This is a genomic window from Paeniglutamicibacter psychrophenolicus (genome assembly GCF_030812255.1).
GTDB lineage: Bacteria > Actinomycetota > Actinomycetes > Actinomycetales > Micrococcaceae > Paeniglutamicibacter > Paeniglutamicibacter psychrophenolicus_A.
Genome location: NZ_JAUSSH010000020.1, coordinates 61,741 through 83,007 on the forward strand (window position 1 = coordinate 61,741; position 21,267 = coordinate 83,007).

The following is a 21,267-nucleotide window of genomic DNA, read 5'->3' on the forward strand; positions in this document are numbered from 1 at the left end:
GCCCGCGTCACACTTGAGGCAACGGGTCCCCGGGACCGGGACACCCGGTGAACGAAAGGGCGTGGCGCATGAAACTTACGGACCCGCTGCTCGAGCCGTTTGCGCTGCGGCACCTGGTGCTGCGCAACCGGATCGTGAGCACCTCGCACGAGCCGGCCTACGCGGAGAACTCGATGCCCACCGACCGCTACCGGGCCTACCACGTCGAGCGCGCCAAGGGCGGTGCGGCACTGCTGATGATCGGCGGATCCGCGGTGGTTTCCCCCGACAGTCCGCCCTCCTTCGGGAACCTCCAGCTGCACCGCGACGAGATCTCCGCCTGGCTGCGCAAGCTCACCTCCGAGATCCACGAGGCGGGGGCGGCGGTGATGTGCCAGATCACCCACCTGGGCCGGCGCACCAGCAACTACGCCGGGGATTGGCTCCCGGTTCCCTACCCCTCTGCCATGCGCGAACCGGCCCACCGCGCCTTCCCGAAGGTCGCCGAGGAATGGGACCTGCACCGGATCGCCGCCGACTATGCAGCCGCCGCGGTGCGTTGCCGAGATGCCGGCATGGACGGGATCGAGATCCAGTCCTACGGGCACTTCATGGACGCCTTCCTGTCCCCGGCCACCAACGACCGCACCGACGCCTGGGGCGGCAGCTTTGAGAACCGCATCGCCTTCCCGCTGCTGGTGATCCGCTCCGTCCGCGAGGCTGTGGGTCCGGAATTCATCCTGGGCATCCGCATGTCCATGGACGAGGACAAGGAGCACGGGCTGGGGCGCACCGAGGCCATGGCCGCACTGCACCGCTACGTCGAGGCCGGCATCGACTTCCTGTCCGTGATCAAGGGGTCCATCGAATCCGACGCCGCTTTGGCCAAGGTGATCCCGTCCATGGGCGCGCCATCGGCCCCGTTCCTGGACTTCGCCGCATCCATCAGGGCCGAGGCCGGGATCCCGGTCATGCACGCCTCGAAGATCGCCGACATCGCCACCGCCCGCCACGCAGTCTCCCACGGGCTGCTGGACCTGGTCGGGATGACCCGGGCCCAGATCGCCGACCCGCACCTGGTCGCCAAGCTGGCCGCGGGGCAGGAGGAACGGATCCGGCCCTGCGTGGGGGCGAACTACTGCCTGGATTCCATCTACGCCTCCGGGGACGCCAAGTGCATCCACAACCCCGCCACGGGGCGCGAATTGCAGCTGCCGCACGCCGTGCCGCCGGCCGCCGCGCCCTCGAAGGTGGCCGTGGTCATCGGTGCCGGGCCGGCCGGCCTGGAATGCGCCCGTGTGCTGGGCGAACGCGGGCACCGGGTCGTGGTGCTCGAGGCCGCGGACGCCCCCGGCGGCCAGGTGCTCATCGCCGCCTCCACGCCCCGGCGGCGGGACCTGCTGGGCATCATCGACTGGCGGGTCTCCGAGGCACTGCTGGCCGGTGTCGAAATCCGCTACGGGGTCTACGCCGAGGCCGACACCGTGCTGGCCGAAAACCCGGACGTGGTCCTGGTGGCCACCGGCGGGATGCCCAACCACGACTTCCTCACCCGTGGCGGGGACCTGACCTCCGATTGCTGGGACGTGCTCGGGCACCTGGCCTCCATCCCCGAAACCGTGCTGGTCTATGACGACAACGGGGCAGAACCGGGCATGGACGCCGCCGAGAAACTCGCTGCCGCCGGTGCGAAGGTGGAAATCGTCACCCCCGAGCGCATGCTCGCCCCCGATGTCGGGGCCATGAACTCCCCGGCCTACCTGCGGGCCTTCTCCGAACACGGGGTCACCACCACCCTGGCGCACCGGCTGCGCTCGGTGGTGCGCGAGCCGGACGGAAAATTCACCGCGGTGCTCTACAGCGAATACTCGGGCCTCGAAACCACCCGCACCGTGGACCTGGTGGTCACCGAGCACGGTACCCTGCCCAACACCGAGCTGTACTTCGAGCTGCTGCCCGATTCCACCAACGCCGGGGAAATCGACTACCCGGCACTGCTGGCCGGGACCCCGCAGCCCGCCGGGAAAAACCCGCAGGGCCGCTTCGCGCTCTACCGCGTCGGGGACGCGGTGGCCAGCCGGAACATCCACGCGGCCATCTACGACGCCCTGCGATTGTGCCTGCCCATGTAAATACCCGCTTGCCTTGACCAGACCCAGCCACCACGCCACGAAAGGAACCGCCATGACCACGACCACGACACCGGTCCACCACCTGCCGCCCTCGCACACCCCCTCCGCCGGGATCGCCGAACTGGTTGCCCGGCGGATTCCGGGGCTGAGCCTCGAGGCCCCGTTCTACACCTCGCCCGAGGTCCTTGAGATGGACATTTCCGAGATCTTCGCCAAGCACTGGATCTTCGTGGCCACCGACGCCGAGATCCCCGAACCCGGGGACTACCTCACCATCTCGGTGGGCCCGCACTCGGTGATCCTGCTGCGCGACGACGACGAGGAAATCTCCGCGCTGCACAACGTCTGCCGGCACCGCGGGGCCCGGATCCTTTCCGACCCGTCCGGATCGGTCGGCAACCTGGTCTGCGGCTACCACCACTGGACCTACGGATCCGACGGGGCCCTGCTGCACGCCGACTCGCAGCCGGCCGACTTCGACAAAACCCGGTTCGGACTGCGGAAGGTGGCTGTGCAGTCGGTGGCCGGGCTGGTATTCATCTGCCTCTCCACCGACCCGCCGGAAGACTTCGCCTCCTACGCGGGCCGGATCGAACCCTACCTGGCCCCGCACCGGCTGCGCCGCACCAAGGTCGCCGCCCAGGAGGACCTGGTGGAGCACGGTAACTGGAAGCTGGTGATGGAGAACAACCGGGAGTGCTATCACTGCGACGGGCACCCCGAGCTCTCCTGCTCGCTGTTCCCCACCTACGGGTACGAACCGGACGGGTTGCCTCCAAGGCTGCGCCCGGCCTATGACCGCTACCTCGCCGCGGAGGCCGACCTGCACCGGCGCAGCGAGGCACTCAACCTTCCCTACGCGCAGATCCAGGAGCTGCGCGCCCCGGGCACCGGATTCCGGATCCAGCGCGAACCCATGGACGGGGCGGGAGAGTCCTTCAGCCCCGACGGGACCCTGCTGTGCCGCAGGCTGCTGGGGGAGCTCACCGAGCCCAGGCTCGGGCGGCTGTCCATGCACCTGCAGCCCAACGCCTGGTTCCACGTGCTCTCCGACCACGCGGTGACCTTCTCGGTGCTGCCGCTGGGCCCGGACAAGACGCTGTTGCGCACCACTTGGCTGGTCCACGAGGACGCCGTGGAGGGGGAAGACTACGACCTGGAGGCACTGAAGCGGGTGTGGCAACGCACCAACGAGCAGGACCAGACCTTTGTCCGCCGCGCCCAGCTCGGGGTCACCAGCCCCGCCTACCTCCAGGGACCGTACGCCCCGAACGAATACCAGGTCGAAGACTTCTGCTCCTGGTACATCCAGCGCCTGCGCGCGGGCCTCGGAATGGAGGTGCAGCCATGACACAGGAACTCCAGGTCCTGCCGGTTTCCCTTCCGGCGGCACCCGCCGACCGATCCCTGCGTTGCACCGCCATCCGCCAGGAGACCCCGGAGGTCAAGACCTTCACCTTCGAACCCGAGGCGGGGGAGCACTTCGGCTGGCTGCCGGGCCAGTACCTCACGTTTTCGCTGGACACGCCCCACGGGCAGCTGGCCCGCTGCTACACCATCAGCTCCATCCCCCGGGACGGGTTGGAGATCACGGTCAAGGCCCTGCCCGGGGGACCGGCCTCGAGATGGCTGCATGACTCGCTGGCCCCCGGCACGGTCCTCGAGGCCCACGGGCCGCTGGGCGGCTTCACCCCGCCCGCGCTCGCCGGAGGGCTGCCGGGCACTGCGCCCGGCTACCTGTTCCTCGCAGCCGGCTCCGGGATCACCCCGCTGGTGTCCATCACCCGGGCCCTGCTGGATGCCGGCGCACCGGTGGACGCGGTGCTGCTCTACAGCGCGCACGGCCCGGCCGAGGTCATCTTCCACCGCGAGCTGCGCTCGATCCCGGAGGCCAGCGGCATCCGCGTGGAAACGATCCTCAGCACCGGGTCCATCCCCACCCTGGGCACCCCGCGGGCACCCGGGCGGCTGGATGCGGAGCTGCTGCTCGAACTGGTGCCCGATGTGCGCGGGCGCGAGGTCTATGCGTGCGGCCCGCCGCAGTATCTGGAAGCGGTGCGCGGGATGCTGGCCGCGGCGGGCTGCGACGCCTCGGCGCTCACGGTGGAAAGCTTCGACATCGCCGACCACGCCCCGGCGGCTGCTTCCCTGGCGCCGTCGCCGCCGGACGCCGCGGCCGGCACGCAGGTGTTCAGCGTCGAGTTCGTGCGCAGCGGGCGGACCATCGACTGTGCAGCGGACGGGTTTATCCTCGACGCCGCGCTGGCCGCGGGAATTCCCGTGCCTTCCTCGTGCACGCTGGGGATGTGCGGCACCTGCAAGACGACCCTGCTCGGGGGCACGGTGGAGATGAACCACGCCGGCGGGATCCGGCCCAGGGAAATCGCCGCGGGCAAGATCCTGATCTGCTGCTCCACGCCGACCGGCGACCTGGTGATCGACGCCTAGCCGGATCCGCGGGTTCCCGTGTTATGTGGCTTCGTCTTCGGTGATGCCGAACAGCTCGGGGCTGTCGGCCATGGTGCGACCGAGCTTCCACTGGTTCCTGAAGAGCCCCACGGGGTTCCCGTTCGACCGGTAGACGACATCGACGGCGGCGGCCTTGGCGGTCTTTTCCGGTTCCGGGCCGAAGAGGTCCCGGGCCATTTCGTAGGGCAGGGCCTCTTCGATGGCGGCCGGGGCGTTGAACTCGCGCTTCAACCGATCCAGGGCCACGTCGAACTGCAGGACTCCGACCGCCGCGAAGATCGGCGACTGGCTCGTCCCGAAGCCGCGGTACAGAACCTGGATCGTGCCTTCCTCCTCGAGGTGCGAGATTCCCCGGGCGAAGGCCTTGGAACGGCCTGCATCCAGGCTGCGCACCACGCGGAAGTGCTCGGCGTTGAAGTGCGGCAAGCGTGGAAAGGAAACAGCCTCGCCGGCATGTACCGTGTCGCCGATCCGCAATCCGCTGGCGTTGCTGAAGCCCACCACGTCTCCGGGCCACGATTCATCCGCCGAGTCGCGGTCCCTGCCGCTCATGTGGTGGGTGTATTTGGAGGAAACGGGCTTTGCAGTTGCATCGTTCCGCAGCGCCATGCCCCGTCGGAACGTCCCGGAGCACACCCGGACAAAGGCAAGCTTGTCGTGGTGGGCCGGGTTCATGCCCGACTGCATCTTGAAGACGAATCCGGAGAAATCCGAATCCAGTGCTCGCAGGGTGCCGGACGCATCCGGGCGCGGACCCGGCGCGGGCGCCCGGTCCACCAGGAAATCCAGGAGCGGGGCAACCCCGAAGTTTGATGCCGCGGCAGCGAAAAGCACCGGCGTGGCCCGGCCGGCCAGGAATTCTTCCGAGTCGAAGTTGCCATTGAGGGCCACGGCCATGTCGCAGTCTTCGCGGGCGGCCTCCCAGGCGTCCCCGGCATCCAGGGCGGCCTCTTCGGGGCTCAGCTCATCGGCCTGCGCGAGACTGGCACCGGCATTGGTGCGAGATAAGCGCGTGTAGGTTCCGCTTTCCGGGTTGTAGAGGCCACGGAAGTCGCCCGCGATGCCCACGGGCCAGTTCAGCGGCACCGGCAGCCTGCCGGTGGCATCCTGGACCTCATCGAGCAGCTGCAACGTTTCCTGTCCGGGACGGTCCCATTTGTTGAACACGGTGACCACCGGCAGGCCAAGTTCCTTGCAGACGGCAAAGAGCTTCAGGGTCTGGGTTTCCATGCCCCGTGCGGAATCGACAAGCATGATGGCGCAGTCCACGGCCGTCAGCACCCTGTAGGTGTCCTCGGAGAAGTCCGCGTGCCCCGGGGTGTCGAGAAGGTTGAAAATGACATCGCCGTGCTCGAACCGCAATGCGGTGGAGCTGATGGAGATGCCGCGTTCGCGTTCCATGGTGCCCCAGTCGGACATGCTCGCCTGGCGCCCTTGCTTGCCGTGCGTCACGCCTGCCTCCGTGATGACCCGCGCATGCAGGGCCAAGGCCTCGGTCAATGTCGACTTGCCGGCGTCGGGGTGCGCAATGATGGCAAATGTCCGGCGTCTGCGGGCCTCGTGAAATACGTCATTGCCGTCGGTGGTGGGTGGGGAGTCGAAATCAGTGAAAGTGCTGGGAACCATCCCTAGAATGTACCGTTCCTTTTAGGTGCGATCTAATATCGCACGTGCTCCCCGATCGGTCTTGGGAGGCTGCCGCCGGCGGGCCCGGGCGGCTCGTGGCCGCCAGGCGAACCAGCTTTGGAGATTTCCCCAGCGAAATAACCCCAATTGCCGTCGTAGGTAAACAAGGATTTCAGGTGGGAAAGATTGGTGGGCCCTGCGAGGTTGATGGAGGGGCACCGGCGCACTTGCCGGATGAGTCCGTTCCGCTTAAAATTGGGCGCCAGGGCAAGGGAGAGAACCATGGGCAAGGTGGTCATGTACGGCTCGGTGTCGGTGGACGGCTTCATCGCGGACGGGAACGACCAGCCCGGACCGCTGTTCGACTGGTTGACCGGAGGGGACATCCCGCTGGACGAGAGCGGCGTACTGAAGGTGTCGCAGGCCTCCTACGATTACACCCGTGCGTACTGGGACCGGATCGGGGCGACAATTGTCGGCCGCCACGTCTTTGACATTACCGACGGCTGGGACGGGAAGCCTCCAGGCGGGGTGGAGCACGTGGTCGTCGTGACGCACCGGCCCGGGCCCGAGGACTGGGACCACGAGGCGCCGTTTCACTTCATCGACGGCGTCGAGGCCGCCGTGGCCAAGGCCCAGGAGCTCGCGGGTGAACGCATCGTCGAGGTCTCTGTTGGCGATGTCGGTGGCCAGGTGTTCGCCGCGGGCCTGGTCGACGAGGTGCGCATGGACGTTGTACCCGTCGTGTTCGGGACCGGCAAGCGCTTCTTCGGGTCGGTCCACGCACAGCACCTGTTGGGGGATCCCGACGTGGTGATCCAGGGAAACCGGGTGCTTCACCTGCGCTTTTCGGTGCGCCGCTGACCGATCCGGGCCGGTGCCCGTGCCGCCGCCACAGAAAGAATCCGAGCCTCCAGATCGACCACCAGGCCCATCACATCCCCGATGGCGGAAAGAACCCCCAGCCGCGATCGCGGCCATACCGGCCAACCGGAGCAGCTTGCCAGATGACCTGGAACGGTTGCCTCTCAAGAGCATGGCCGGAATCTGAAGGCTCCCACCAGGGCGGCGGCATTGGCATAGATGAAGTAGTCGTACCACTCGACCGTCGTGCCGATCATGGTGGCCCCTGCCACCCTGCGCTGTTCGGGGCTCATCCGCCGGGAGGCCGATGCTGTGCTGCCCATGGGAATTCTTTCCTCCGGAGGCGAGGAGCCCCGGGCCGGCCGGCCGAAGTGCAGCTCGCCCGATGGCCACATTGCAGGTCTTCGCCCGCACCCGTGGCGAGGGAAATCGGGCTCAGGCGGCCGCTTCGCGGTCCTTGCGGCGCCGACGCAGCACCAGGTATCCGGCGAGCGCCACGCACAGCGCGTAGGTCCAGGCCACCGCGCCCCAGCCCACCGCGAATCCGCCGGGGGAGCCGATCAGCGCGCCCATGGCCAGCGGGCCGACGGTGAATCCGCCGAACTGCCCGGCGGTGACCATTCCGGTGGCCATGCCAATGGTGGAGGCCGGGACGCTGCGCACCACCGCTGCCATCAGCACCACCGAGACCCCCAGGGCCGAGGCCCCGTGCAGGGCCACGGCGCCCCACAGCAGTGCCGCGGACCCGGTCGCCCCGGCGGCCAGGAACACCCCGGCCCCGGCGAGCGCGAGGGTGGCCAGCAGCAGCAACAGCGGGGGAGCGGCCATGCCGCCGGACATCATCTTGCCCCAGCCCACGCGGGCGGCCACGCCGATCGCCCCGGCGGCTGCTGCGGCGACCCCGCCCATGACCAGGGTGAAGTCCAGTTCGCGCACCGCATACAGGGACAGGTAGACGTTGGTGGCCTGCACGCCCATGCCGTTGACAAAGCCGAAGACGGCCAGCGCGTAGATCAGGAACCTGGTGTTCGGCGGCGGCGCCGGGATCGGGGCGGGCCCTGCGGGAAGCGGGCCGATGCGGGTGGGGGCCTTGGGCAGCAGCGGAACCGAGGCAACCACGCGCACCGCGACCACGCCCAGCGCCCCGGCCACCACGGCGCCCACGGCGTTGGCCCCGTGCCAGCCGATCCAGGCGGCCAGGGCCGGGAAGGCCAGGGAAGCCACCAGCTGGCTGACCTGGACGCCGGATTGCTTGATGCCGATCCAGCCGATGCGCTTGTCCTCCGGGACGCGTTCGGCCAAGATGCGGTTGGTGACCCCGTTGGGGAAGGACTGGGCGAGCCCGGAGAGGCCCGCGGCGACCAGCAGCAGCACGTAGCCGCCGGGGATCGCGGCCAGCGCCAGGGCCGCGGCGGCCAGGGCGAAGACCAGCACCAGCAGCCGGGTGTCTGGCTGCCGGTCCGTGAAGCGGCCGAAGACCGCGTTGCCCACGGCCCCCGCGGCGAAGCAGACGGTGGCCAGCAGGCCGAATTGCGCCTCGGTGATGCCCAGGTCGGTGATCACCAGGTCGCTGATGGCGCTCAGCCCGTAGTTCAGGATCGGGCCGGCGGCCACCGCGGTCAGCAGGGCGGCCAGCAACAACTTCCCGGGGCGCCCGGCGCGTGCCTGCATTCGGCTCTCCTGATGTCACGGTGTGGTTTCCGGGTTGGCTCCGGGTCGAAGACCAGTGTTTCACAACCGCCCTGTGGCTCCGGCACCGCGTGACTCCCCGTGCCCTGCCATGTGGCACCGGTTTTTTGGGGTTGGCCGTGCGCCGAAGGGCCGGGAGGCCGGCGGCTTCGTGCCGGCCCACCTGCCGAGGGGGCGCCGGGGACCTGGCCGCACCGGGCCGGTACCCGCCCCGTTCTTCGGCTGAGGCCGGGTCCCGAACGCGTTCGCACCTGTCAGGGAACAAGTGTTGAATACACGCCTGTTCGGGGCCAGACTGAAAGCACCGCCGAACGGCGGTGCAATGTGGAGGCAAACACAAATGAAGAAACTTGGGTACAAACTTGCCACCGTTGCCGTGGGCGCCCTGCTCACGGCTACGACTCTCACCGCATGCGGGGGAAACAACCCCCCGGCAGCGAGCGGCAACAGCTCTTCCGGCCCGGCCGTGAAGATCGGCCTGTTGCTCCCCGAAACCAAGACCACTCGCTATGAGGCCTTCGACCGCCCGCTGTTCGAAGCCAAGATCAAGTCCCTGGGCAACTACGACGTCGTCTACTCCAACGCCAGCCAGGATGCGTCCAAGCAGCAGGAGCAGGCCGAGTCCGCGCTCACCGACGGGGTGAAGGTGCTGGTCCTTGACCCGGTCAACGCGCAGGCCGCGGCCAGCATCGTGGCCAGCGCCAAGGCGCAGGACGTGCCGGTGATCTCCTACGACCGCCTGGTCGCCGGAACCACCGACCTGGCCTACTACATCTCCTTCGACAACGAACAGGTCGGGGTGCTGCAGGGCAACGCGCTGGTCGACAAGCTCGCCAAGGACGGCATCAAGGACCCCGGCATCCTGATGGTCAACGGCTCGCCCACCGACGGCAACGCGGTGCTGTTCAAGAAGGGCGCCCACTCGGTCATCGACAAGTCCGACGTGAAGGTGCTGGCCGAGTACGACACCCCCGACTGGTCGCCCGACAAGGCCCAGAGCTTCGTGGCCGGACAGATCACGCAGTTCACCGGGCAGATCGACGGGGTCTACGCCGCCAACGACGGCACCGCCGGGGGCGCGGTCGCCGCATTGAAGGCAGCCAACGTCACCCCGTGGCCGGTCATCACCGGCCAGGACGCCGAAATCACCGGCATCCAGCGGATCGTTTCCGGGGACCAGTACATGACCATCTACAAGGCCATCAAGACCGAGGCCGAACTTGCCGCAACCGTCGCCGACCAGCTGGCCAAGGGCGAAACGCCGACCGACGCCACCGACGTCGCCGGGGTTCCGACCAAGCTGCTCACCCCGGTGGTGGTGACCAAGGAGAACATCATGGACACCGTGGTCAAGGACGGCTTCTACACGGTGGCGCAGATCTGCACCGCCGAATACGCCAAGGCCTGCGCCGCGGCAAACATCAAGTAGGCACCCCAGCGGGACGGCGGGGCCGGCGGCAACCGGCCCCACACCCCGCACCGGTGCACGGCACGGAACAACCCTTGGGGAGTGGAACGTGGAGGAAGCCACCTCGAACACCGCGGCGGCGGCACCGCAACGGATCCTGCGCATGACCGGGATCTCCAAGCGCTTCGGCGCCGTCCAGGCGCTGACCGAGGTCGAACTGGAGATCTACTCCGGGCAGGTTGTGGCCATCGTCGGGGACAACGGCGCGGGCAAGTCCACCCTGGTCAAGGTGCTCGCCGGGGTCCACCCGGCCGACGATGGGCGGATCGAGATGCAGGACGCGCGCGTGTCGATTTCCTCGCCCACCGACGCCAGGGCGCTGGGCATCGCCACGGTCTACCAGGACCTGGCGCTGTGCGACAACCTGGACGTCGTGGCCAACCTCTGGCTCGGGCACGAGCTGACCTACCGCGGCCGGCTCGACGAGGTGGCCATGGAGAAGCAGTCCTGGAAGCTCTTGCGCGAGCTGAGCGCCAAGATCCCCTCGGTGCGCATCGCTGTTGCCTCGCTGTCCGGCGGGCAGCGCCAGACCGTGGCCATCGCCCGTTCGCTGATCGGCGAGCCGCGCATCGTGATCCTGGACGAGCCCACCGCGGCCCTGGGCGTCGCACAGACCGCCGAGGTGCTCAACCTCATCGAGCGGCTGCGCGAACGCAACTACGGGGTGGTGCTGATCAGCCACAACATGGCCGACGTGATGGCGGTCGCGGACCGCATCGTGGTGCTGCGGCTGGGACGGAACAACGGGGAGTTCCTCGCCGCCGAGGCCACCAGCGAAGACATCGTCGCGGCGATCACCGGGGCCACCGACAACGCCGTCACCCGCCGGGCCGCGACCCGGCCGGTGCCCGGAACGGAGGAACCATGAGTGCCAAGGTGCCCGAACCGGGCCCGGAGCCCGGAACGGTGGCGGCCGACCTGCTCGATGAGCGGTTGATCCAATCCGCGGGATTCGGCGGCGCGGTGCGCGCGTTCACCCGCCGGATCCGCGGCGGCGATCTGGGCTCCCTGCCGGTGGTGGTGGGGCTGGCGATCATCTGGGCGGTCTTCGGGATCGTGAACCCGCGGTTCCTCTCCAGCATCAACCTGGTGAACCTGTCGATGCAATGCGCCGCGGTGGGCACCATCGCCATCGGGGTGGTGCTGGTGTTGCTGCTGGCCGAGATCGACCTGTCCATCGGATCGGTCTCCGGGCTGGCCGCGGCCATCGTGGCGGTGGGCTTCGTCGGGCACGCCTGGCCGCTGTGGACCGCGGTGGTGGCAGCCATTGCCGCGGGCGCGCTGATCGGGCTGTTCTATGCGCTGCTGAACACCCGCTTCGGGGTGCCCAGCTTCGTGATCACCTTGGCCGGGCTGCTGGGGATCCTCGGGGCGCAACTGTGGGTGCTGGGCAAGTTCGGTTCCATCAACCTGCCCTTCGACTCCTGGCTGGTCTACTACGCCCAACAGCTGTACATGCCCGAATGGCTCTCCTACGCGTTCGTGGCAATCGCGGTGGCCGGCTACTGGCTGGCGAAGTTCCTGGCCTCGACCAAGCGCAAGGCCGCCGGGCTCTCGGGGGTTTCCGCTTCGGCGCTGGGTCTGCGCGCCGCCGGGCTGCTGGTGGTGCTGGGCGTCCCGGTCTGGTACCTGAACCGCAGCCGCGGGGTCGGGGTGATGTTCCTGTCCTTCGTGGCCCTGGTGCTGATCATGCACTTCTTCCTTTCCCGCACCCGCTGGGGGCGGGCCGTGTTTGCGGTGGGCGGCAACGTGGAGGCCGCCCGCCGCGCCGGCATCAACGTGCGAGCCGTGGCCATGAGCGTGTTCATCCTGTGCTCCACCTTCGCCGCGCTGGGCGGGCTGATGGCCGCGGGCCGGCTGGCGGCGGCCAACCAGTCCTCCGGCGGCGGGGACATCAACCTCAACGCGATCGCCGCAGCGGTGATCGGCGGGACCAGCCTCTTCGGCGGGCGCGGCTCGGCATTCTCCGCGCTGCTGGGGATCCTGGTGATCCAGTCGATTTCCTCCGGGCTGACCCTGGTGAACCTGGATTCCTCGCTGCGCTACATGATCACCGGCGCGGTGCTGCTGCTGGCCGTGGTCATCGACTCGCTCTCCCGGCGCTCCCGCCGGGCGGCCGGGCGCGCGTAGCCGCGCCCGCGCATCAGGCCCGCGGTTTCTCCCCGGGCACCGGCTCGCCGGCGTCCTGGTCCAGTCGGAAGGGCGGATACGCATCGGTCATCAGGGCCGTGTACGCGGCGGTGCGCAACGCCCAGCGGTTCAGCCCCACCAACAGGTTGAAAAGCCCTTGCCGGTACACGCCGGTGAACAGCAGGACCAGTGCGGCGATCAGCACCAGCGCCCCGGTCAGCGAGATGCCCCGGGCCTCGTCGCTCCAGGAGTCGTTGGACCAGGCGCCCCCGGTCATCGCGGCCACGACCAACAGGTGCGGCAGCGCGAACAGCCAGGACTTCACCAGCACCTGCCAGTGCGAGAGCCGCTCCGGGTAGGCGACATCGAAAGCGGCAGGGTAGTTTCCGCGGGCCAGCGTGAAGGGAGGGTAGGCATCGGTGCCCAGCACGCCATAGGCGTAGAAGGACACCCTCCAGTTCCAGCGCAGCACCCCGACGGAGAACTGGAACCAGGAGGCCGGGTACTTCCCGGTGAACAGGATCACCAGGCCGGCGGCCAGTGTTACCACCGGGAACGCGACCCACAACAGCGCGAGCACCACCAGGTGCGGGATCGCCAGAAACCACTTGACCAGCCATTTCCAGCGCGAGAGCGCCGGATCCAGCTGCCCGGAAACCCCTGTGGGCAGCGCCGCGGTTGTTTCGCCGACCTGCGGGGCGCCGGCGGCGATGCCGCGGCCCAGGCCGGCGGCTCCCACGAGGATCGCCAGGACGCCCAGTGCCGCCCCGGCAGCAAGCGCCGCGAATTCCGGGCCCGTGTCGGGAAAGCCCAGCACGGCAAGGGAGCCGAGGGATGCGACGGTGAGCAGCACCCCGATGACGAGCAGGGCCATGTGGAGTCCGGACATGTGATCGGTGGAAGGGCTCTGGGGTGCGGATGCAGGCTGGGTGGTCATGGCGTTCGGCTTTCACGAAGCGGTGGTGAAACGGGGGGGATGCGGAATTGCGCGGGTGTGCCGGGCCCGGGATCCGGGCAGGGCAGGTTTGCGCCGGTGCCCGGATGCATGGGCGTGGACCGGTGGGTCGGGCGGGGTGCCTTAGATGGTGATGGCGATCTTGCCGCGGGCCTTGCCCGCCACCAGGTGTTCCATGGCCGCCCGCGCCCGCTCCAGCGGGAAGGACACATCGATGTGCGGGAGCACCGCGCCCGATTCCAGGAACGTGGACAGTTCCTCCAGGTCGGTGGCGCGCTGGGCGGAAGCCAGCATGGCCAGGCGCTGGCGGATGAACGGGGAAAGCGCCACGGCCCTGAACTGGCGGTTCATGCCCAGCCACTTTCCGGCGCCCTCGCCGCCGACAATGACCGCAGTGCCCCTGGGTGCCAGGGCCATGCGCAACCGGCGCAGGCTCGGGTTTCCGCCGGTGTCAATGATCAGGTCGTAGCCTTGCGCAGACTCGGCAAAATCCTGGCGCGTGTAGTCCACGGCGTGCTCGGCGCCCAGGGCCAGGACGAGGTCCTGTTTGGCGGTGGAGGCCATGCCGGTGACCTCGGCGCCAAGCGCCTTGGCCAGCTGCACCGCATGGCTTCCCACCCCGCCCGAGGCGCCGGTGACCAGCACCCGCTGGCCGGCGGCGACACGGCCCAGGCGCAGTGCCTGTAGCGCGGTGGCCGCCGACACCGGGACCACCGCGGCCTGGCGGAAGTCGAGGTTTGCAGGCTTCATGGCCAGCCGGTCTTCCTTGGCCACCGCATATTCGGCGAACGTTCCGCGCCCGAAGCCATAGACCGCATCCCCGACGGCAAAGCGGGTGACCGCCGTTCCGACTGCGGCCACCGTGCCGGCCAGGTCAAGCCCGGGCACCGGGTTTCTCGGTCGGCGCAGGCCCACGGCCAGGCGAGCCAGCAGCGGGGTGCCGGTCATCAGGTGCCAGGTGCCGCGGTCCAGTCCGGCGGCATGGACCCGCACGAGCACCTCGTTGTCCCGCGGGACGGGTGTGGGGATGAATGACTGGTGGAGGACCTCCGCGTCCCCGTACCGGTCCTGGGTGACGGCGCGCATGGTTCCTGGGGTTGCGGTCCGGCCTGTCGTCTCGGAGGCCTGTGGTGGTTCTTGCCGTTCGCCGTTCATGGCGATTCCTTCCGGGGTGCAAGGCTTCACGGATTGTTGCCTTACTTAGTAAGTGAGCTTATCTTACATAGTACGAAAATGCGATAGGATCGGGACATGACGGCCGAAGAAATTTCTGAAGATCCATCGCCTCGAATCCCGCTGAGTCGGGAACGCGTGCTGGGAAGTGCCGTTGCGATTGCCGACGCGGACGGGATCGGGGCGCTGACCATGAGATCGCTGGCCAGGGAACTCGGGGTGAAGCCCATGTCGCTCTACTACTACGTGGCCAACAAGGGCGAGATCCTGGACGCCATCATCGACATGGTGTTCGCCGAGATCGATGTCCCATCCGTCGTGGGGGACTGGAAGGGGGAGATGCGCCGGCGCGCCGGCGCGGTGCGCCAGGCGCTGGGCCGCCACACCTGGGCCATCGGGCTGCTGGAGTCGCGCACGGCCCCCGGCCCGGCGACGCTGCGCCACCACGACGCCACGCTCGGGGTCCTGCGAACCGCCGGATTCTCGGTGAAGGCCGCGGCGCACGCCTACGCGTTGCTGGACAGCTACACCTACGGCTTCGCCCTGCAGGAGGCCGCGCTTCCCTTCAGCGGCCGCGACACCGCGGCAAGCGTCACCGATCCGATCGTGCAGATGTTCTCCGCCGGCGACTACCCGCACCTCATGGAAATAGCCACCGAACACGTGCTGCAACCGGGCTATGACTTCGGCGATGAATTCGAGATCGGCCTCGAGCTGATCCTCGACGCCCTGCAGCGCTGGATCCCCGAAACCGAAGACGGACCGAAGTCCGCGGCGCCCGCCGGGTGAACCGAGCAGCACCCAGCAGTGGAACGTCACGTCCCTGGCCCGGATATGGATGCCATCGGGCAGCATCTCCATGTTCTGCCGGCTTTCGACGTGGCGCTCGCCGGGCTCGTCGGCCAGTCGGTGCGCGATCCGCACCCCCCCGTCTCCGATCGTTTCGTCACGGACCCGGGAGGCAAACGTCGCCGCAACTTCCTGGTGACCGGCTGTTCCAGCGGCCGGCCCGTGCCCCGACCTTGCCATGCTCTCGGAGTCTTGTCCGGACATGAACCACCCGCGCAAACATGGCCCGCGCACTGATCCCGAGATTCACAATTGTGGCGCCGCGGGCGCCACCGCGAGCGCGCGCCGTCCCACCCGGATACCAACTCTTCCTTCGCCGGGATGAAAACGTGCGGACGTGCCCGGCTGCGGATCCCGATTCCCAAACTGTCTGTGGGGCTTTCTAGAATGGAGTCATGGCAACGTCGTCATCGTCTTCGGGATACGGCAGCATCGCAGATGCTGACCTCGACGATGAGCTGTTCGCGGACCTGGAAGCCGACCTCGAATTCGTGGACCTGAGCTATGGGGCCCTGCTCGGCAGGGGCTTGGACATGAACGCCTTTCTCGCCGACTTCTTCGCCTGCACCGGGGTCGACGGCATCCGCACCGTAACCCAGGCCGTCGCCGACGTACCGCTGGAGCTCTCCCCGTACGAGGCGATCGAGGGCGTCGGGGCGCTGGAAGACCTGAAATCCTGCGCCAATGCGGTGCAAGCGGAAATCGCCTGCGCCCACGAGGCAGCGGTCACCACCGAACGCACGCGCCGCGGCGTGCTGGAAAAGAACCCGCAGCAAGGCATCGGCGCAGACGTCGCCATGGCCCGGCACGAAGCGCCGCGCTCCGGAACCCGGGAGCTGAACTATTCCCGGATGCTCTGCCAATCGCTGCCCTTCACCAAGGCGGGCCTGAAGTTCGGCGTCATCAACGACGCCGAAGCCCGGATCATTTACCGCGTGCTGAAGGACCTGGACGAAGCAGCCCGGACGGAGCTCGATGCCCGCCTCTTCATGGAAACCCACACCTGCTTCGGCCTGGGCGGCAAGAAGCTCGAAGCGATGCTCCGCCACTGGGCCCTTGCCTACCTAAACCCGGCCGAGGCCGATCTCGAGGCCAAGGCCGCCAAGGACCGCTACGTGCATGTCTACCCGATCGATTCACACCGGATGAAGATCATCGGCATCGTGCCCACCGAGGTCGGGGCCGCCCTTGCACAGGTGCTGGCCCGGGAAATCGCCAGCGCGCAGGCGGCGGGGGACACGCGCAACGCCGCTCAGATCGCCGCCGACACCGTGCTGGAGGGCCTGACCGGCATCAAGGACTTCACCAACATCCCGGTCACCCTCGAACTGGTCATGACCGACCGGACGCTCATGCAGGGACACCCCGAACCGGCCTTCCTGCAGGGCTACGGCGTCATCTCCGCGAAGAAGGCCCGCGAACTCTTCGCCGGCAACCCGGCTAAGCCGCTGGCAACGTGGGTTCGCCGGCTATACACGGCACCGGGCACCGGGGACCTCATCGCCATGGACCGCAAGGCCAGGCTCTTCACCGGCGGGCTCAAACGCTTCATCACCACGCGCGACCAGTTCTGCCGCACCCCCTTCTGCACCGGCAAGGTCCAGCACCTTGACCACGTGGTCCAAGCTGCCCTCGGCGGAGAGACCTGTGCGGAAAATGGCGGGGGAAGATGCGCCTGGTGCAACGCCACCAAGGAATCACCCGGCTGGTCCGAAATCCCGGTGCCCGGGGACCGGCACAGCATCCGGATCACCACCTCGAGCGGACATTCCTATACCTCCAGCGCGCCGCGGATGCCCGGCACCGAGGACTACGCCGTGCACCCCATGGGGTCGCGGGCGGCCCCGCCGCGCCGGCGGCAGTAGGCCGCCAAAACCGCAGGACAACACCACCACCGCCACCGAATCGAAACCCTCCGTCGATTCGGGTACAGGTCCGTGTGCACGCTATGGTCGTCTAGGTCCATTTCGTGCATCGCCCCCAGGAGGATTCCTTGCCGCATCAGGCCCACCAACAGATGGCCACCTTCTCCGTCCTGCGCCCGGCGCCCAAGCGGCGGATCGCACTGATGCTGGGCCTTGGCCTGCTGCTGACCGGCTGCGGTGCCGACTACCCGCTGGGCGACGCCCAACGCCAGGCCGCCGAAAACAACACCTCGCATCTGTCCGGCACGCTCACCGGCGGCGGGTCCAGCGCTCAGAACTCCGCGATGAACGCCTGGATCGGCGGATTCGCCTCCCGGCATCCCAAGGTACAGGTGCAATACGCCTCGGTGGGTTCCGGTGCCGGACGCGCAGGCCTGCTGGCCGGGGCCACGCAATTCGCCGGCTCCGACGCCTACCTCAAGGAATCCGAGGTGGCCCGCTCGCAGCAAACCTGCGGCCCCGAGGGCGCGATCAACATTCCCGTCTACATCTCGCCGATTTCGATTGCCTTCAACCTGCCCGGCATCAAGGAACTGGACTTCGACGCGGCAACCATCGCGAAGATCTTCTCCGGCACCATCACCTCCTGGCAAGACCCGGCCATCAAGGCCCTGAACCCGGATGCGGCGCTGCCCGATGTCCCGATGACGGTGGTCGCCCGCTCGGACGACTCGGGAACCACCGAGAACTTCACCGACTACCTGCATGCCGCCGCCCCCGAGAACTGGACGCACGATCCTTCCGGGTCCTGGCCCGGAGGGCTGGGAACCGAGCAGGCCCAGGGGAACTCCGGGGTCGTCACCACGGTGGCCCGCACCGCCGGTGCGGTGACCTACGCCGATGACTCGCTGGTGGACGCGACCCTGGGCAAGGGCACGCTGAAGGTCGGGGACTCGTTCGTTTCGGTCAGCGGCGAGGCCGCGGCCATCGCGGTGAGCGCCTCGCACCGGGTGCCCGGTCGCCACGGCAACGACATCGCCCTGGAACTGGACCGCGCCACCACCAAGCCCGGGGCCTACCCGCTGGTGCTGGTCTCCTACTTCATCGTGTGCAGCGGCTACACCGATGCCAACTCCCTGGAACTGGTCAAGGCCTTCGGCCACTACATCGTCAGCGACGAGGGCCAAAAGGTCGCCGCCGACTCGGCCAAGAGCGCACCGATGCCCCAGGACCTGGCCGCCGAGGCCGCCGCGGCGATCGATTCGATCACGCTGCGTCAGTAAGTACCTCCGGCACCAGAACGAACGGAAGCGGCCCATCCCCGACAGGGAGATGGGCCGCTTCCGTAGCCGCTGCGGCGGTGGGGTTCCTAGGCGCTGGTGGCGTCCTGCACCTCGCCGACCAGTTCCTCGATGATGTCCTCCAGGAACAGCACTCCGGTGGTGGAGCCGGCGGCGTCCAACACGCGGGCCACGTGGGAACCGCTGCGGCGCATGGCCGCCAACGCGTCTTCCAGCTCGCTGCCGCCAAACACCGAGGCCAGGGCCCGGATCCGCTTGGCCGGGACCGCCACCGCGAAGGCGTCCGAGGCCGTGAGGTCCATGACGTCCTTCAGGTGCAGGTAACCGGAGGGTACCCCGTCCCCGTCCACCAGGATGTAGCGGGAGTAGCCGTGCGTGGCGACCGCGCGCTGGATGTCGGCCGGGGAGGAATCCTGCGGCAACACCACCATCGCCCCGATCGGGACCTCGACGTCGGAGACCTTCTTGGAGGTGAACTCGAAGGCCTTGCCAAGTGTTCCGCTGGCGTCGGAAAGCACCCCGTCGCGCGTGGACTGCTCCACGATGCCGGCGACTTCCTCGAGGGTGAACGCGCTGGTGGCCTCGTCCTTGGGCTCGACGCGGAAGAGCCGCAGCACACAGTTCGCGATGCCGTTCAGGCTCCAGATCACCGGCTTCACGATCCGGGCCACCATCACCAGCGGGGGAGCCAGCAGCAGGGCCGCGCGCGTGGGCACGGAGAAGGAGATGTTCTTCGGGACCATCTCGCCGATGACCACGTGCAGGAAGGTGACCAGCAGCAGGGCCGTGACGAAGGCGATCACGCCGATGGCCTCGGCCGAGAGCGTGGTGAACCCCAGCGGGATTTCCAGCAGGTGGTGGATCGCCGGTTCGGAGACGTTCAGGATGACCAGCGAGCACACGGTGATGCCCAGCTGGCTGGTGGCCAGCATCAGGGTCGCGTGCTCCATGGCCCACAGCGTGGTCTTGGCGGCCTTGGATCCGGCCTCGGCCTTCGGCTCGATCTGCGAGCGGCGGGCGGAGATCACGGCGAACTCGGCGCCGACGAAGAACGCATTGATCACCAGCAGTACCACCAGCCAGATGATTCCGGGCAGGTACTCGTTCATCGGGTCTGCTCCTGGGTGGATTCGGCCGGGTCGGGGGTGAATTTCAGGCGCTGGACGGCGGTGCCCACGACGCGTTCGACCCGCAGGGAGCCGGCGTCGATGCGCACCTCGAGACCGGGCTCCGGGACCCTGTCCAGTTGCTGGGCGACGAAGCCGGCCAGCGTGTCGTAGTCCTCGTGCTCGGGCACCAAGACGCCCGTGCGCTCGAGCAGCTCGTCGGGACGCAGCGAGGCATCGAAGGTGATCGCCCCTGCGGTCCGCAGCACGCCGACGCGGGCGCGGTCGTGTTCATCTTCCAGTTCGCCGACGAGTTCCTCCACGAGGTCCTCGAGGGTGACGATGCCGGCGGTTCCGCCGTGTTCGTCGGAGACGATCGCCACCTGCAGGCCGTGGGTGCGCAGCTTGCCCAGCAGCGAGTCGACGCCCATGGACTCGGGCACCATCAGCGGGCTGGCCATCAGCTCGGTTGCGGTGGTGGTGGCGCGCCGGGCAAGGGGCAGGGCGAAGGCGGCCTTGAGGTGCACCACCCCGAGGATCTCGTCGCGATCCCGCCCGATCACCGGGAAGCGGGAGAACCCGGTGGCCACCGCGGCCTCGAGGATGTCACCGGCGGAGGCGGAGGCTTCGACGGGCACCATGCGCACGCGCGGGGTCATCACGTCACCGGCCGTTCGCTCGGAGAAGCGCAGCGTGCGGTGCAGCAGTGTCGCGTGGTCCTGTTCCAGGGCTCCTTCGAGGGCGGAGCGGCGCACGAGGGAGGTGAGTTCCTCGGCGCTGCGGGCCCCGGAGAGTTCTTCCTTCGGTTCGATGCCGAAGGAGCGGATGATGGCGTTGGCGGTGTTGTTGAACAGCAGGATCACCGGCTTGAACACCGCGGTGAAGGCGGCCTGGAAGGGCACCACCAACTTGGCGGTGGCCAGCGGCACGGCCAGGGCAAAGTTCTTGGGCACCAGTTCGCCGATCACCATGGAGAACACCGTGGCCAGGAAAACCCCGACGACGGTGCCGATGCCCGGGACCAGTGTCTCGGCGACGCCCGCGGACAGTAGCGGGCCGCGCAGCAGGGAGCTGATCGCCGGTTCGAAGGTGTAGCCGGTCAGCAGCGTGGTCAGGGTGATGCCCAACTGCGCGCTGGAGAGGTGGGTCGAGGTGATCTTCAGGGCCTTGATGGTGGTTCCCAGGCGCTTCTCGCCGCGCTCGGCGCGCGCCTCGAGGTCGTGCCGATCAAGGTTCACCAAGGCGAATTCGGAGGCAACGAACAAGCCGGTGCCAACGGTGAGCAGCAGACCGATGCCGATCATGATCCACTCATTCATGTGGGCGCCCCTCTCCGCCAGGTGCCGGAATCGAACCGGCAGTCAGTGGGAGGGGCCAGGGCATGTGTGAAGGGGGGTCGTCCATAGTGCTTTCAACTCTAGCGGAACACACGCTGCCCGGCTTTCCTGCCGGTCCCCGCCCAGTGGCGCCGCACAGCGCCGCAGGTGCCCCGGGCCCCGGGATGATGCGGGAACCCGAGGGCGACGTGGCCCGTCCGGCGGGCCCAAGGTTCACGGCAACTTCCCAGCCTAGACGATTGATTCCAAGGGGTGACATGGCGGGCAAGGGTGTCCAGAATCGAGGTGTAATACCCAACTTCGAACCTGGAGAGTTCCGATGGA

Annotated in this window: 17 protein-coding genes; 10 read left to right on the top strand and 7 right to left on the bottom strand. The window is 68.3% G+C overall.

From position 1 onward, the window contains the following. Window positions 1-68: 68 nt before the first annotated feature. Genes J2T21_RS19540 through J2T21_RS19550 form a run of 3 tightly spaced genes read left to right on the top strand, consistent with a single transcriptional unit; the run spans window position 69 to window position 4,559 of the window. Window positions 69-2,111 (top strand): oxidoreductase, encoded by a 2,043-nt coding sequence (locus tag J2T21_RS19540; RefSeq protein WP_307583756.1) that lies wholly within the window; start codon window positions 69-71, stop codon window positions 2,109-2,111. A 52-nt stretch (window positions 2,112-2,163) separates the two neighbouring features. After that, window positions 2,164-3,462 (top strand): aromatic ring-hydroxylating oxygenase subunit alpha, encoded by a 1,299-nt coding sequence (locus J2T21_RS19545; RefSeq protein ID WP_307583758.1) that lies wholly within the window; start codon window positions 2,164-2,166, stop codon window positions 3,460-3,462. Further along, window positions 3,459-4,559, top strand: a complete 1,101-nt coding sequence (locus J2T21_RS19550) for a flavin reductase family protein (RefSeq protein WP_307583760.1) — start codon at window positions 3,459-3,461, stop codon at window positions 4,557-4,559. The genes J2T21_RS19545 and J2T21_RS19550 overlap by 4 nt, the downstream gene beginning before the upstream one ends. Window positions 4,560-4,580: 21 nt before the next feature. Here the strand turns inward: J2T21_RS19550 and J2T21_RS19555 are convergent, their stop codons facing one another. Continuing rightward, window positions 4,581-6,206 carry a peptide chain release factor 3 gene (locus tag J2T21_RS19555; protein ID WP_307583762.1) on the bottom strand — a complete coding sequence of 542 codons (1,626 nt, stop codon included), beginning with the start codon at window positions 6,204-6,206 and terminating at the stop codon, window positions 4,581-4,583. Between the two features lie 282 nt (window positions 6,207-6,488). Here J2T21_RS19555 and J2T21_RS19560 point away from each other — a divergent pair, with 282 nt between their 5' ends. After that, window positions 6,489-7,070 (top strand): dihydrofolate reductase family protein, encoded by a 582-nt coding sequence (locus J2T21_RS19560; protein ID WP_307583765.1) that lies wholly within the window; start codon window positions 6,489-6,491, stop codon window positions 7,068-7,070. A 164-nt stretch (window positions 7,071-7,234) separates the two neighbouring features. On the opposite strand, the gene J2T21_RS19565 is transcribed toward J2T21_RS19560, so the two are convergent. Together J2T21_RS19565 and J2T21_RS19570 are read right to left on the bottom strand one after the other, a co-directional pair. Then, window positions 7,235-7,393 carry a hypothetical protein gene (locus tag J2T21_RS19565; protein ID WP_307583767.1) on the bottom strand — a complete coding sequence of 53 codons (159 nt, stop codon included), beginning with the start codon at window positions 7,391-7,393 and terminating at the stop codon, window positions 7,235-7,237. 112 nt (window positions 7,394-7,505) lie between these two features. After that, window positions 7,506-8,741, bottom strand: a complete 1,236-nt coding sequence (locus tag J2T21_RS19570; protein ID WP_307583769.1) for an MFS transporter — start codon at window positions 8,739-8,741, stop codon at window positions 7,506-7,508. A 358-nt stretch (window positions 8,742-9,099) separates the two neighbouring features. Between J2T21_RS19570 and J2T21_RS19575 the strand changes: the two genes are divergently transcribed. The 3 genes from J2T21_RS19575 (at window position 9,100) to J2T21_RS19585 (ending at window position 12,357) form a co-directional block, all read left to right on the top strand. Continuing rightward, window positions 9,100-10,188, top strand: a complete 1,089-nt coding sequence (locus J2T21_RS19575) for a sugar ABC transporter substrate-binding protein (protein WP_307583771.1) — start codon at window positions 9,100-9,102, stop codon at window positions 10,186-10,188. 142 nt (window positions 10,189-10,330) lie between these two features. Continuing rightward, window positions 10,331-11,095, top strand: coding sequence for an ATP-binding cassette domain-containing protein (locus J2T21_RS19580; protein WP_113762173.1), 765 nt, complete (start codon window positions 10,331-10,333; stop codon window positions 11,093-11,095). Further along, window positions 11,092-12,357 (top strand): sugar ABC transporter permease, encoded by a 1,266-nt coding sequence (locus J2T21_RS19585; protein ID WP_307583773.1) that lies wholly within the window; start codon window positions 11,092-11,094, stop codon window positions 12,355-12,357. The genes J2T21_RS19580 and J2T21_RS19585 overlap by 4 nt, the downstream gene beginning before the upstream one ends. Window positions 12,358-12,370: 13 nt before the next feature. Here the strand turns inward: J2T21_RS19585 and J2T21_RS19590 are convergent, their stop codons facing one another. Both J2T21_RS19590 and J2T21_RS19595 read right to left on the bottom strand, forming a co-directional pair. Continuing rightward, window positions 12,371-13,246 carry a DUF4389 domain-containing protein gene (locus J2T21_RS19590; protein ID WP_307583775.1) on the bottom strand — a complete coding sequence of 292 codons (876 nt, stop codon included), beginning with the start codon at window positions 13,244-13,246 and terminating at the stop codon, window positions 12,371-12,373. Window positions 13,247-13,435: 189 nt separating this feature from the next. Continuing rightward, window positions 13,436-14,467 carry an NAD(P)-dependent alcohol dehydrogenase gene (locus J2T21_RS19595; protein ID WP_307583776.1) on the bottom strand — a complete coding sequence of 344 codons (1,032 nt, stop codon included), beginning with the start codon at window positions 14,465-14,467 and terminating at the stop codon, window positions 13,436-13,438. A gap of 96 nt (window positions 14,468-14,563) precedes the next feature. Between J2T21_RS19595 and J2T21_RS19600 the strand changes: the two genes are divergently transcribed. The 3 genes from J2T21_RS19600 to pstS all read left to right on the top strand — a co-directional run bounded on the left by J2T21_RS19600 (window position 14,564) and on the right by pstS (window position 18,482). Beyond that, entirely contained in the window at window positions 14,564-15,274 is a 711-nt protein-coding gene (locus J2T21_RS19600; RefSeq protein WP_307583778.1) for a TetR/AcrR family transcriptional regulator, read from the top strand. A 455-nt stretch (window positions 15,275-15,729) separates the two neighbouring features. Further along, entirely contained in the window at window positions 15,730-17,199 is a 1,470-nt protein-coding gene (locus J2T21_RS19605; RefSeq protein ID WP_307583780.1) for a DUF222 domain-containing protein, read from the top strand. A 128-nt stretch (window positions 17,200-17,327) separates the two neighbouring features. Continuing rightward, window positions 17,328-18,482 carry a phosphate ABC transporter substrate-binding protein PstS gene (pstS, locus tag J2T21_RS19610; protein WP_373458077.1) on the top strand — a complete coding sequence of 385 codons (1,155 nt, stop codon included), beginning with the start codon at window positions 17,328-17,330 and terminating at the stop codon, window positions 18,480-18,482. 86 nt (window positions 18,483-18,568) lie between these two features. Here the strand turns inward: pstS and J2T21_RS19615 are convergent, their stop codons facing one another. Together J2T21_RS19615 and J2T21_RS19620 are read right to left on the bottom strand one after the other, a co-directional pair. Continuing rightward, on the bottom strand, window positions 18,569-19,609 hold the full coding sequence (locus tag J2T21_RS19615; protein ID WP_307583781.1) for a hemolysin family protein: 1,041 nt from the start codon (window positions 19,607-19,609) through the stop codon (window positions 18,569-18,571). Then, complete coding sequence (locus tag J2T21_RS19620) at window positions 19,606-20,925, bottom strand: hemolysin family protein (protein ID WP_307583782.1); 1,320 nt, start codon at window positions 20,923-20,925, stop codon at window positions 19,606-19,608. The genes J2T21_RS19615 and J2T21_RS19620 overlap by 4 nt, the downstream gene beginning before the upstream one ends. Window positions 20,926-21,267 lie beyond the last annotated feature (342 nt).

Excerpts from the sequence above, each read along its gene's own strand:
- J2T21_RS19540 (WP_307583756.1), top strand. The coding sequence starts at position 69 with ATGAAACTTACGGACCCGCTGCTCGAGCCGTTTGCGCTGCGGCACCTG.
- J2T21_RS19545 (WP_307583758.1), top strand. The coding sequence starts at position 2,164 with ATGACCACGACCACGACACCGGTCCACCACCTGCCGCCCTCGCACACC.
- J2T21_RS19550 (WP_307583760.1), top strand. The coding sequence starts at position 3,459 with ATGACACAGGAACTCCAGGTCCTGCCGGTTTCCCTTCCGGCGGCACCC.
- J2T21_RS19555 (WP_307583762.1), bottom strand. The coding sequence starts at position 6,206 with ATGGTTCCCAGCACTTTCACTGATTTCGACTCCCCACCCACCACCGAC.
- J2T21_RS19560 (WP_307583765.1), top strand. The coding sequence starts at position 6,489 with ATGGGCAAGGTGGTCATGTACGGCTCGGTGTCGGTGGACGGCTTCATC.
- J2T21_RS19565 (WP_307583767.1), bottom strand. The coding sequence starts at position 7,393 with ATGGGCAGCACAGCATCGGCCTCCCGGCGGATGAGCCCCGAACAGCGC.
- J2T21_RS19570 (WP_307583769.1), bottom strand. The coding sequence starts at position 8,741 with ATGCAGGCACGCGCCGGGCGCCCCGGGAAGTTGTTGCTGGCCGCCCTG.
- J2T21_RS19575 (WP_307583771.1), top strand. The coding sequence starts at position 9,100 with ATGAAGAAACTTGGGTACAAACTTGCCACCGTTGCCGTGGGCGCCCTG.
- J2T21_RS19580 (WP_113762173.1), top strand. The coding sequence starts at position 10,331 with ATGACCGGGATCTCCAAGCGCTTCGGCGCCGTCCAGGCGCTGACCGAG.
- J2T21_RS19585 (WP_307583773.1), top strand. The coding sequence starts at position 11,092 with ATGAGTGCCAAGGTGCCCGAACCGGGCCCGGAGCCCGGAACGGTGGCG.
- J2T21_RS19590 (WP_307583775.1), bottom strand. The coding sequence starts at position 13,246 with ATGTCCGGACTCCACATGGCCCTGCTCGTCATCGGGGTGCTGCTCACC.
- J2T21_RS19595 (WP_307583776.1), bottom strand. The coding sequence starts at position 14,467 with ATGAACGGCGAACGGCAAGAACCACCACAGGCCTCCGAGACGACAGGC.
- J2T21_RS19600 (WP_307583778.1), top strand. The coding sequence starts at position 14,564 with ATGACGGCCGAAGAAATTTCTGAAGATCCATCGCCTCGAATCCCGCTG.
- J2T21_RS19605 (WP_307583780.1), top strand. The coding sequence starts at position 15,730 with ATGGCAACGTCGTCATCGTCTTCGGGATACGGCAGCATCGCAGATGCT.
- J2T21_RS19615 (WP_307583781.1), bottom strand. The coding sequence starts at position 19,609 with ATGAACGAGTACCTGCCCGGAATCATCTGGCTGGTGGTACTGCTGGTG.
- J2T21_RS19620 (WP_307583782.1), bottom strand. The coding sequence starts at position 20,925 with ATGAATGAGTGGATCATGATCGGCATCGGTCTGCTGCTCACCGTTGGC.